11 protein-coding genes are annotated in these 11,693 nt (G+C 58.6%); 6 read left to right on the top strand and 5 right to left on the bottom strand.

Annotation, left to right across the window (positions count from 1 at the left end; translation table 11 throughout):
• On the top strand, positions 1-1,053 hold the full coding sequence (gene hisC, locus KGB14_RS10255) for a histidinol-phosphate transaminase (protein WP_223486223.1): 1,053 nt from the start codon (positions 1-3) through the stop codon (positions 1,051-1,053).
• A 128-nt stretch (positions 1,054-1,181) separates the two neighbouring features.
• Here the strand turns inward: hisC and KGB14_RS10250 are convergent, their stop codons facing one another.
• Positions 1,182-1,568, bottom strand: a complete 387-nt coding sequence (locus KGB14_RS10250; protein WP_223486221.1) for a hypothetical protein — start codon at positions 1,566-1,568, stop codon at positions 1,182-1,184.
• Positions 1,569-1,910: 342 nt separating this feature from the next.
• A complete protein-coding gene (gene algW, locus KGB14_RS10245) occupies positions 1,911-3,071 on the bottom strand; it encodes a Do family serine endopeptidase AlgW (protein WP_223486220.1) in 1,161 nt (386 codons plus the stop codon).
• Positions 3,072-3,174: 103 nt separating this feature from the next.
• On the opposite strand from algW, the gene KGB14_RS10240 reads away from it, so the two are divergent.
• The 3 genes from KGB14_RS10240 to cysN all read left to right on the top strand — a co-directional run bounded on the left by KGB14_RS10240 (position 3,175) and on the right by cysN (position 7,010).
• Positions 3,175-3,933, top strand: coding sequence for a Nif3-like dinuclear metal center hexameric protein (locus KGB14_RS10240; RefSeq protein WP_018927191.1), 759 nt, complete (start codon positions 3,175-3,177; stop codon positions 3,931-3,933).
• 251 nt (positions 3,934-4,184) lie between these two features.
• A complete protein-coding gene (gene cysD, locus KGB14_RS10235) occupies positions 4,185-5,102 on the top strand; it encodes a sulfate adenylyltransferase subunit CysD (protein ID WP_008008639.1) in 918 nt (305 codons plus the stop codon).
• 9 nt (positions 5,103-5,111) lie between these two features.
• Positions 5,112-7,010 (top strand): sulfate adenylyltransferase subunit CysN, encoded by a 1,899-nt coding sequence (gene cysN, locus KGB14_RS10230; RefSeq protein ID WP_223486219.1) that lies wholly within the window; start codon positions 5,112-5,114, stop codon positions 7,008-7,010.
• Between the two features lie 109 nt (positions 7,011-7,119).
• Here cysN and KGB14_RS10225 read toward each other — a convergent pair whose 3' ends face one another.
• The 3 genes from KGB14_RS10225 to KGB14_RS10215 are packed head-to-tail and all read right to left on the bottom strand — an operon-like array spanning position 7,120 to position 10,526.
• Positions 7,120-8,028: an acyltransferase gene (locus tag KGB14_RS10225; protein ID WP_223486218.1), complete on the bottom strand. Its 909-nt coding sequence runs from the start codon at positions 8,026-8,028 to the stop codon at positions 7,120-7,122.
• Positions 8,029-10,128, bottom strand: coding sequence for a phosphate acetyltransferase (pta, locus tag KGB14_RS10220; RefSeq protein ID WP_223486217.1), 2,100 nt, complete (start codon positions 10,126-10,128; stop codon positions 8,029-8,031).
• Positions 10,129-10,187: 59 nt separating this feature from the next.
• Positions 10,188-10,526 (bottom strand): DUF3565 domain-containing protein, encoded by a 339-nt coding sequence (locus KGB14_RS10215; RefSeq protein WP_223486216.1) that lies wholly within the window; start codon positions 10,524-10,526, stop codon positions 10,188-10,190.
• Here KGB14_RS10215 and KGB14_RS10210 point away from each other — a divergent pair.
• The gene (locus tag KGB14_RS10210; protein ID WP_201195774.1) at positions 10,495-10,980 is read left to right on the top strand and encodes a peptidylprolyl isomerase; all 486 of its coding nucleotides are present in this window, start codon (positions 10,495-10,497) and stop codon (positions 10,978-10,980) included. The two genes, KGB14_RS10215 and KGB14_RS10210, sit on opposite strands and share 32 nt — an antisense overlap.
• 123 nt (positions 10,981-11,103) lie before the next feature.
• Positions 11,104-11,586 (top strand): glutathione peroxidase, encoded by a 483-nt coding sequence (locus KGB14_RS10205; RefSeq protein WP_223486215.1) that lies wholly within the window; start codon positions 11,104-11,106, stop codon positions 11,584-11,586.
• Positions 11,587-11,693: the final 107 nt, after the last annotated feature.

The following is an 11,693-nucleotide window of genomic DNA, read 5'->3' as shown; positions in this document are numbered from 1 at the left end:
ATGAGTAAATTCTGGAGTCCCTTCGTCAAGAATCTGGTGCCTTACGTGCCGGGTGAGCAGCCAAAGCTGGCGAAACTGGTGAAGCTCAACACCAACGAAAACCCGTACGGTCCATCGCCTAAAGCCTTGGCGGCGATGCAAACCGAGTTGAACGACAATCTGCGTCTGTACCCGGACCCGAACGGCGATGTGCTCAAGCAAGCCGTTGCCAAATACTACGGCGTGCAAAGCAATCAGGTATTTCTCGGCAACGGTTCCGATGAAGTCCTGGCGCACATTTTCCACGGTCTGCTGCAACACGATCAGCCGTTGCTGTTCCCGGATATCAGCTACAGCTTCTACCCGGTTTACTGCGGGTTGTACGGCATCGCATTCGACGCGGTGCCGCTGGATGAACAGTTCCAGATCAACCCGGCGGACTACGCCAAGCCGAACGGCGGGATCATCTTCCCAAACCCGAACGCGCCGACCGGTTGCCTGCTGGCACTGGAAGTCGTGGAGCAGATCCTCAAGGCCAGTCCGGATTCGGTGGTTGTGGTGGATGAGGCGTACATCGATTTTGGCGGTGAAACGGCGATCACTCTGGTGGACCGTTATCCGAACCTGTTGGTGACTCAGACCCTGTCCAAGTCCCGTTCGCTGGCGGGTCTGCGTGTCGGCCTGGCGGTGGGGCATCCGGACCTGATCGAGGCGCTGGAGCGGATCAAGAACAGCTTCAACTCCTACCCGCTGGATCGTCTGGCGATTGTGGGGGCTGCGGCGGCGTTCGAGGATCGCGAGTATTTCGACAAGACCTGCCGGTTGGTCATCGAGAGCCGCGAGAAGGTGGTCGCTCAGCTGGAGGCGAAGGGCTTTGAGGTGTTGCCATCGGCGGCGAACTTCATTTTCGCCCGTCACCCGACGCACGATGCAGCAGGGCTCGCGGCGAAGTTGCGCGAGCAGGGCGTTATTGTTCGGCACTTCAAGCAGGAGCGGATTGCCCAGTTCCTGCGGATTTCGATTGGCACGCCGGAGCAGAATCAGGCGTTGATTGATGGGTTGGGTGATTTGTAACCTGCCGATTAAAAATGCAGCTCCCGACTTATGGGGCGGGTGCTGCATCACTTCCTAACGAAGTTCGTTCTTTGTTTTCTCGACGGTCATCGAGCGACCAAAGTATGTACCTTCAGGAAGTTTAAAAATTACTTATGGGAGTTGACTTCTATTGAAAAAGTACCCGTGACATATTTTTTGTCCTCTAAGGTTCCCGTGAAGTTTCCTTTAACTCCTAGCCTGAAGTTTGGGGTTTTCACTTTCATTGTTCCGCTTACGAATTTTTGTAATGTTCCTTCATGACTTTCGCTCCATTCATAAGGGAACTTTCCATCGGGATATACATACTCGAATTCCCCATCCTGATCTTGTTGGCCTGGGGTGCTCACTAAAATAAAGTCCTCACCAAAATTACCGATAATTGTCACTCCCTTGAAGCTGGTAAAGAGATAGAACACATTCGCGGTTGAGCGTACTGTGCCGTCAGAAGATTCGACGGTCATATGCCCAGTAGCAGGCGGTATGTGAGTTTTCATTGTAGCTAATTCCTTTTTTGGCTATAAGTTAATGTCCAGCTGCCAAAAAAGCCTAAGCTTATATTTCTTTATTGAGTACTGTCATAAATACTAGTGCTCTATATCTTTTTGGAATCAATTGTTTTTCAAGTTCTGCGAAATACGAATATGTCTCGCAGGTTTGGCGCCTGGCTTTCAGCCACTTGAGCCATTACCGAGATGACATTACTGTTCATTCCCACGCGGAGTGTGGGAATGATTATGGGGATGTGTGGGGCGAGCCTGCTTAACCGTCAACGATGATGTGGAATGTTACGGCCTCATCGCGAGTAGGCTCGCTCCCGCAGGGAGAGTCTCGGCTATCTACTCTTCTTCTTTTTCCTTGATCGGCGCAGGCGGCGGACGCAAACCGATTTCTGCCGTGAGCTTGAGCTCCTTGCCGTTGCGCATCACCTGAATCGTGACCTTGTCGGTCGGCTTGATGCGTGCCACCTGGTTCATTGATTTGCGACCATCGCCAGCCGGTTCGCCATCAATGCTGAGGATCACATCGCCCAGTTGCAGGCCGGCCTTCTGCGCCGGGCCGTCACGGAAAATCCCCGCGACTACAATCCCCGGCCGTCCCGACAGACCAAACGATTCCGCCAGTTCCTGACTCAACGGTTGCACTTCGATGCCGAGCCAGCCGCGAATCACCTGGCCGTGTTCGATGATCGACTTCATCACTTCCATCGCCAGTTTGACCGGGATCGCGAAACCGATGCCCTGAGAACCGCCGGACTTGGAGAAGATCGCTGTGTTGATGCCGGTCAGGTTGCCGTTGGCGTCCACCAGCGCACCGCCAGAGTTGCCGGGGTTGATCGCGGCGTCGGTCTGGATGAAATCTTCGTAGTTGTTCAGCCCGAGCTGATTGCGCCCCGTGGCGCTGATGATGCCCATGGTCACGGTTTGGCCGACGCCGAACGGGTTGCCGATGGCCAGGGCCACGTCGCCAATACGGATATTGTCGGAACGGCCGACGGTGATCGACGGCAGGTTTTTCAGGTCGATCTTCAACACCGCGAGGTCGGTTTCCGGGTCGCTGCCGATGACCCGGGCCAGGGTTTCACGGCCATCCTTGAGCGCCACCACGATCTGGTCAGCACCGCTGGTCACATGGTTGTTGGTCAGCAGGTAACCTTCCGGGCTCATGATTACGCCCGAACCGAGGCTCGACTCCATGCGCTTCTGCTTGGGCGAGTTGTCGCCGAAGAAGCGGCGGAACTGCGGATCTTCGAACAGCGGATGGCTGGGCTTGTTGACCACTTTGGTGGTGTACAGGTTGACCACCGACGGCGCGGCCGTGGTCACCGCATCGGCATAGGACACTGGGCCCTGCTGCAGACCGATGGTTTGTGGGGCTTGCTGCAGATTGACGTCCAGGCTCGGTAACCCGACCCATTGCGGGTAACGCTGAATAATCAATAAAGCGATAAGCACGCCGGCCAACAGCGGCCAGCCGGAAAAACGCAGCGCCTTGAGCATTAAGCACGTCCTACAGAGGTTGCAGGCGGTGTGAGACCGCCCATAATGTCGCGCATTATACGAGGCCGCGCGCGCCTCTGAACGGGATATTTAGGAGTCTTTTATGGCCGTCGCCCTGAGCACCCTGGTCGAAGAAGCCGACCGCTACCTGGCAAGTGCGAAGATCGCCGATTACTGCCCCAATGGTTTGCAGGTTGAGGGACGGCCGCAAGTGATGCGCATCGTCAGCGGCGTCACCGCCAGCCAGGCGTTGCTGGACGCTGCGGTGGAGGCCCAGGCCGATCTGGTGCTGGTGCATCACGGCTATTTCTGGAAAGGCGAGAACCCGTGCATCACCGGCATGAAGCAACGCCGGTTGAAAACCCTGCTCAAGCACGATATCAGCCTGCTGTCTTATCACTTGCCGCTGGACCTGCACCCGGAAGTCGGCAACAACGTGCAGCTTGCCCGGCAACTGGATATTACTGTTGAAGGCCCGCTGGATCCGGACAATCTGAAAATCGTTGGCCTGGTCGGCTCGTTGAGCGAACCGATGACCCCTCGCGATTTCGCCCGCCGCGTGCAGGAAGTCATGGGGCGCGAGCCATTGCTGATCGAAGGCAGCGAGATGATTCGTCGGGTCGGCTGGTGCACCGGTGGCGGCCAGGGTTACATTGATCAGGCGGTGTTGGCCGGCGTCGATCTGTACCTCAGCGGCGAGGCCTCCGAGCAGACGTTCCACAGCGCCCGGGAAAACGACATCAGCTTCATCGCCGCCGGCCACCATGCCACCGAACGTTATGGGGTGCAGGCGTTGGGCGATTACCTGGCACGACGTTTCGCCCTCGAGCACATCTTCATCGATTGCCCGAATCCGATTTGATTTCAGAACTGAATGGGGTTGCCCTGTAGGAGCGAGGCTTGCCCGCGAAGAACGATAACTCGGTATCCCTGATGCACCGCGTAATCGTTCTTCGCGGGCAAGCCTCGCTCCTACAGAGCCCCAAACGGGGGGGTATATTCATATACCCTTTCGATCTAGCCAGCGTCCTGATTAGAAGGAGGCGCTGTGCTAGGATTCCCCGCTCGAACACGGCCCGCAGGCCGTCCATAAGATCGTTTTCGTGAGTAGCCATGGTCGACAAACTGACGCATCTGAAACAGCTGGAGGCCGAAAGCATCCACATCATCCGCGAGGTCGCCGCCGAGTTCGATAACCCGGTGATGCTGTACTCCGTCGGTAAAGACTCCGCCGTGATGCTGCACCTGGCACGCAAGGCATTCTTCCCGGGCAAACTTCCGTTTCCGGTGATGCATGTCGACACCCAGTGGAAGTTCAAGGAAATGTACGCGTTCCGCGACCGCATGGTCGAAGAGCTCGGCCTTGACCTGCTGGTGCACGTCAATCCCGAGGGTGTTGCGCAGGGGATCAACCCGCTCACCCACGGCAGTGCCAAGCACACCGACATCATGAAAACCGAAGGCCTCAAACAGGCCCTCGACAAGTACGGCTTCGATGCGGCCTTCGGTGGCGCCCGTCGCGACGAAGAGAAGTCCCGGGCCAAAGAGCGCGTGTATTCCTTCCGTGACACCAAGCACCGCTGGGACCCGAAAAACCAGCGCCCGGAGTTGTGGAACGTCTATAACGGCAAGGTCAACAAGGGCGAATCGATCCGCGTGTTCCCGTTGTCGAACTGGACCGAGCTGGACATCTGGCAGTACATCTACCTCGAAGGCATCCCGATCGTGCCGCTGTATTTCGCCGCCGAGCGCGACGTTATCGAGATGAATGGCACCTGGATCATGATCGACGACGAGCGCCTGCTCAATCACCTGAGCGACGAAGACAAGGCGCGCATCGTCAAGAAGAAGGTCCGTTTCCGTACGCTGGGCGACTACCCGTTGACCGGTGCGGTCGAGTCCGAGGCCACCAGCCTGACCGACATCATTCAGGAAATGCTCCTGACGCGAACTTCCGAACGCCAGGGCCGGGTCATCGATCACGATGGCGCAGGTTCCATGGAAGAAAAGAAACGTCAGGGTTATTTCTAAGGGGTTGTCATGTCGCACGCATCTGATTTGATCAGCGAGGACATCCTCGCCTATCTGGGCCAGCACGAACGCAAGGAAATGCTGCGCTTTCTTACCTGTGGCAACGTCGACGACGGCAAGAGCACCCTGATCGGGCGTCTGCTGCACGACTCCAAAATGATCTACGAAGATCATCTGGAAGCCATCACCCGCGACTCGAAAAAGGTCGGCACCACCGGCGAAGACATCGACCTGGCGTTGCTGGTCGACGGCTTGCAGGCCGAGCGTGAGCAGGGCATCACCATCGATGTCGCCTACCGCTATTTCTCTACCGCCAAGCGCAAATTCATCATCGCCGATACCCCCGGCCATGAGCAGTACACCCGCAACATGGCCACCGGTGCATCCACCTGTGACCTGGCGATCATTCTGGTCGATGCCCGTTACGGCGTGCAGACCCAGACCCGTCGCCACAGCTTCATTGCCTCGTTGCTGGGCATCAAGCACATCGTTGTCGCCATCAACAAGATGGACCTCAACGGCTTCGACGAAAGCGTGTTCGAGTCGATCAAGGCCGATTACCTGAAGTTCGCCGAAGGCATCGCGTTCAAGCCGACCACCATGGCCTTCGTGCCGATGTCGGCGCTGAAAGGCGACAACGTGGTGAACAAGTCCGAGCGCTCGCCGTGGTACACCGGCCAGTCGCTGATGGAGATTCTGGAAACCGTCGAAATCGCCAATGACCGCAACTACACCGACCTGCGTTTCCCGGTGCAGTACGTCAATCGTCCGAACCTGAACTTCCGTGGTTTCGCCGGCACCCTGGCCAGCGGCATCGTGCACAAGGGCGACGAAGTCGTTGTGTTGCCGTCGGGCAAGAGCAGCCGTGTGAAATCCATTGTCACCTTCGAAGGTGAGCTGGAGCATGCAGGTCCTGGTCAAGCCGTGACGCTGACCATGGAAGACGAAATCGACATCTCCCGCGGTGACTTGCTGGTGCATGCCGACAACCAGCCGCAAGTGACCGACGCCTTCGACGCCATGCTGGTGTGGATGGCCGAAGAACCGATGCTGCCGGGCAAGAAATACGACATCAAGCGCGCCACGACTTACGTGCCGGGTTCGATCACCAGCATCGTCAATCGCGTGGACGTGAACACGTTGGCCGAAGGGCCGGCCAGTTCGCTGCAGTTGAACGAGATCGGTCGGGTCAAGATCAGCCTCGACGCGGCCATCGCGCTGGACGGTTACGACAGCAACCGCACCACCGGTTCGTTCATCGTCATTGATCGACTGACCAACGGCACGGTCGCGGCGGGCATGATCATCGCCCAGCCGTTGAGCCATGGCACCAGCACCCACCACGGCAAACTGGCTCACGTGGCTACCGAAGAACGTGCCCAGCGCTTCGGTCAGCAACCGGCCACCGTGTTGTTCAGCGGCCTGTCGGGCGCTGGTAAAAGCACCCTGGCGTACGCGGTTGAACGCAAGCTGTTCGATATGGGCCGCGCGGTGTTTGTACTCGATGGCCAGAACCTGCGTCACGACCTGAACAAAGGTCTGCCACAGGATCGCGCCGGGCGTACCGAGAATTGGCGTCGTGCGGCGCACGTTGCGCGTCAGTTCAACGAAGCCGGTCTGTTGACCCTGGCTGCATTCGTTGCGCCGAGCGCTGAAGGTCGCGAGCAGGCCAAGGACCTGATCGGCAAGGAGCGTCTGCTGACGGTCTACGTCCAGGCCTCGCCGACGGTCTGCGCCGAGCGTGATCCGCAAGGTCTGTACGCCGCGGGTGGCGACAACATCCCGGGCGAATCCTTCCCGTACGACGTGCCGCTGAATGCCGATCTGGTGATCGACACCCAGTCGCTGTCGCTGGAAGAAAGCGTCAAGCAAGTGCTCGATCTGCTGCGTAAGCGTGGCGCGATCTAAGCGTTAGCTGCAAATAAAAAACCCGCAGATGAGTGATCGTCTGCGGGTTTTTTTATGTTCTTGAGATCGCCATCGCGGGCAAGCCCGCGATGGCGCCGGTACAGGCACCTCAAACCTTGGCGGTGTACTCGCGGTGCATCTGCCCCAGCAGCGCATCCTTGTCATTCCACAGCTGATTGATCCAGCCCTGAAACTCCAGGCGATACGCACCATCCTGGTCGTAGTTCTTGCCGACGAACTGCTGTGGAATTTTCAGTTCCTGAAAGTGCACCACCACATCCCCAACATTCCCGCAAAGCAAATCCCAGTAACCTGGACGCCCGGCCGGATAGTGAATGGTCACGTTGACGATGGCCTCCAGCTGGTCGCCCATGGCATCCAGCACGAAGGCAATACCGCCCGCTTTTGGTTTGAGCAGGTAGCGGAACGGTGAACTCTGCTGTGCGTGCTTGCCCTCGGTGAAGCGCGTGCCTTCGACGAAGTTGAAAATCCCCACCGGGTTATTGCGGAACTTGTCGCACGTCTTGCGGGTAGTCTCCAGGTCCTTGCCTTTCTTCTCCGGGTACTTTTCCAGGTAGGTCTTGGAGTAACGTTTCATGAACGGAAAGCCCAGCGCCCACCACGCCAGACCGATCACCGGGACCCAGATCAGTTGCTGCTTGAGGAAGAACTTCAGCGGGCGGATTCGCCGGTTGAGCACGTACTGCAACACCATGATGTCGACCCAGCTCTGGTGGTTGCTGGTGATCAGGTACGAGTGCTGATAGTCCAGGCCTTCCAGCCCGCTGAGCTGCCAGCGTGTATGCCCGAGCAGGTCCATCCAGGCCTTGTTGTTGCTGATCCAGGTTTCGTGGATGTGGCTCATCAGCCAGTCGGTGAAACGCTGGGCGGCGGGGAAGGGCAGCAGCAGTTTGAAGATCGCCACCACGAACAGCGGGGTGCAGCAGACAATCGTGTTCAGCGCCAACAGCAGCGAGGCGATCAGGCCGCGCACGGGGGCAGGTAGAAAATCCAGCATTTAAACATCCATAGGTCGGTTGGCGGCCTGGATCGCGGTCAACGCGATGGTGTAGACGATGTCATCGACTTGCGCGCCGCGCGGCAGGTCATTCACCGGCTTGCGCAAGCCTTGCAGCATCGGCCCGAGGCTGACGCAGTCGGCGCTGCGCTGCACGGCTTTGTGGGTGGTGTTGCCGGTATTCAGGTCGGGGAACACGAACACCGTGGCACGACCGGCCACCTGACTGTTCGGCGCCAGTTGCCGGGCCACGGTTTCGTTGGCGGCGGCGTCGTACTGCAACGGGCCGTCGATCAACAACGAGTGTTGCTGTTCGTGGGCGAGCAATGTGGCCTCGCGAACCTTTTCGACTTCTTCGCCGCTGGCCGATTCACCACTGGAATAGCTGATCATAGCCACCCGTGGCGTGATGCCGAACGCCGCCGCCGAATCGGCGCTTTGCAACGCGATCTCGGCCAGTTCGCTGGCGCTCGGGTGCGGGTTCATCACGCAGTCGCCGTAAACCAGCACTTCTTCCGGAAACAGCATGAAGAACACCGACGACACGAGGGTGCAGCCCGGCGCGGTCTTGATCAGTTGCAGGGCGGGGCGGATGGTGTTGGCGGTGGAGTGAATGACTCCGGACACCAGTCCGTCGACTTCATCCAGCGCCAGCATCATGGTGCCGATTACCACGGTGTCTTCCAGTTGCTGCTCGGCCATGGGGGCATTGAGGCTTTTGCTTTTGCGCAGGGCGACCATCGGCTCGACGTAACGCTCGCGGATCAGGTCCGGGTCGAGGATTTCCAGCCCCGGCGGCAACTCGATGCCTTGGGCGCGGGCCACGGCTTCGACGTCTTCCGGTTTGGCCAGCAACACACAACGGGCAATGCCCCGCGCCTGACAGATCGCCGCAGCTTGCACGGTCAACGGCTCGCTGCCTTCAGGCAACACGATGCGCTTGTTGGCGGACTGGGCGCGCTGGATCAGTTGATAGCGGAACACTGCAGGCGACAGGCGCATTTCCCGTGGTGTGCCACAGCGCTGGTGCAGCCAGTTGGCGTCGAGATGGCTGGCGACGAAATCGGTGATGATCTCTGCACGTTCGCGGTCATCGATCGGGATTTCCTTGTTCAAACTGTTCAACTGGTTGGCCGTTTCGTAGGAACCGGTGCTCACCGACAACACCGGCAAACCGGCCTGCAAGGCGCCACGGCACAGGTCCATGATGCGCGGGTCTGGCAGGGTGTCGCTGGTCAGCAACAGGCCGGCCAGGGGCACGCCATTCATCGCCGCGAGGCTGACCGCAAGGATGATGTCGTCGCGATCGCCAGGGGTCACCACCAGCACGCCGGGCTTGAGCAGCTCCACGGTGTTGCGTACGGTGCGGGCGCAAATGATGATTTTGGTCATGCGCCGGGTTTCGTAGTCGCCAGCGTTGAGCACTTGAGCGCTCATCAGATCGGCCACGTCGCGGGTGCGCGGCGCGTTCAGTTCCGGTTGGAACGGGATGCAGCCGAGCAAGCGGAAATCGCCACTGCGCAGCAACGGCGAGTGTTCCTTCAAGCGCGAGGCGAAGGCCTCCATGCTTTCGTCGGTTTTGACCTTGTTGAGGATCACGCCAAGGACTTTCGGGTCTTTCGGCCCGCCGAACAATTGCGCCTGCAACTCCACCCGGCCGGACAATTCGGTCAGCACTTCGTTTTCCGGTGCGGAGACCAGAATCACATCGGCGTCCAGGCTCTTGGCCAAGTGCAGGTTGACCCGCGCCGCGTAACTGGCGCTACGAGTCGGGACCATGCCTTCGACGATCAGCACATCCTTGCCGATGGCGGCCTGCTGATAAAGGGTGATGATTTCTTCGAGCAACTCATCCAGCTGACCGTCACCGAGCATCCGCTCGACATGGGCCAGGCCCAACGGTTGAGGTGGTTTCAAACCGTGGGTGCGGGCCACCAGTTCGGTGGAGCGTTCAGGGCCCGTGTCGCCCGGGTGCGGCTGGGCAATCGGCTTGAAGAAGCCGACTTTGAGGCCGGCCCGCTCGAGGGTACGCACCAGCCCGAGGCTGATGGAGGTCAGACCCACACCAAAATCGGTGGGCGCGATAAAAAAAGTTTGCATGCGGATTCTCTAAGGGAGCATGGCAGTGGCGATCCTCTATAACTGACGATCTGCCCAAATCAGTCGCCAAGGTTAGCGCTAACCGAGCCTTTTGCGCACCAACCGCAATCAAAGGGCTGACCTATTTTTTCATTACGCAGTGCAGGGTCCAGGACCCAGGCCCGGGATTGCCAGGGGGGCTGGTGCCGCAGGTGTTGGGTATGGCCGCAGGAAAGCTCGGCCACCCAGTGGCCATCCTCGTCCTGATGAAAGCCGGTAACGATCGAAGCTTTCGTCGCAACCCGTCTGTCCGGGTTGTGTTCGCTTTCGGGCGATTGCTTCGCTAAACTTGGACATTCATCTTTCTTATGCAAAAGGTCTCGCCCCATGCTGATCGCCGCCAATAAGGCTGTCTCCATCGACTATACCCTGACCAACGACGCTGGTGAGGTCATCGACAGCTCCGCCGGCGGCGCGCCGCTGGTCTACCTGCAAGGCGCAGGTAACATCATCCCGGGCCTGGAAAAGGCACTGGAAGGCAAGAAAGTCGGTGATGAACTGACTGTCGCCGTAGAACCAGAAGATGCTTACGGCGAATACGCTGCCGAACTGGTCAGCACCCTGAGCCGCAGCATGTTCGAAGGCGTCGACGAACTGGAAGTGGGCATGCAGTTCCACGCTTCCGCTCCGGATGGCCAGATGCAGATCGTCACCATTCGCGATCTGGACGGCGACGATGTCACTGTCGACGGCAACCACCCGTTGGCCGGTCAGCGCCTGAATTTCCAGGTCAAGATCATCGACATCCGTGATGCCAGCCAGGAAGAAATCGCTCATGGTCACGTCCATGGCGAAGGTGGCCATCATCACTGATTTTCTGCGCTAAGCTTTCGAGATCTGGAGAGGCGCCCGAGGGCGCCTTTTTAGTCCGCGGCTGTCCTTGATGGCACCGCCAAGTGGCTGTTTTGAGAAGAACACAGGAATTTGGAGTTCGTCATGAGTGCTTTTCACGACCTTAAACTGACAGCCCTGGATGGTCAGGAGCTACCTCTGGCGCCCTTCAAGGGGCGTGTCGTGCTGGTGGTCAACGTCGCCTCCAAATGTGGTTTGACCCCACAGTACGCGGCGCTGGAAAACCTTTACCAGCAATACAAGGACAAGGGTTTCAGTGTGCTGGGCCTGCCGTGCAACCAGTTTGCCGGCCAGGAACCGGGCACCGAGCGGGAGATCCAGGAGTTCTGCAGCCTCAACTATGGCGTGACCTTTCCGTTGTCCAGCAAGCTGGAAGTCAACGGTCATGAGCGTCATCAGTTGTACCGTCTGCTGGCGGGCGAGGGTGCGGAGTTCCCGGGTGACATCACCTGGAACTTCGAGAAATTCTTGTTGGGCAAGGACGGTCGCGTGCTGGCGCGTTTCTCGCCGCGTACGGCGCCGGATGATCCGATCGTTGTTCATGCGATTGAAAAAGCGCTGAGCTGAAAATCAAATTCAAAATCAAAAGATCGCAGCCTTCGGCAGCTCCTACGCGCCTGTGGGCGCCGCCGAAGGCTGCGATCTTTTCGTTTCTAATCCTTAATCACCTAAAT

Origin of the sequence: Pseudomonas sp. A-RE-19 (assembly GCF_019956555.1) — a bacterium.
In the GTDB taxonomy this organism is placed as follows: domain Bacteria; phylum Pseudomonadota; class Gammaproteobacteria; order Pseudomonadales; family Pseudomonadaceae; genus Aquipseudomonas.
The sequence above is the reverse complement of the archived record's forward strand: the minus strand, read 5'-3'. Positions and strand labels throughout refer to the sequence as shown.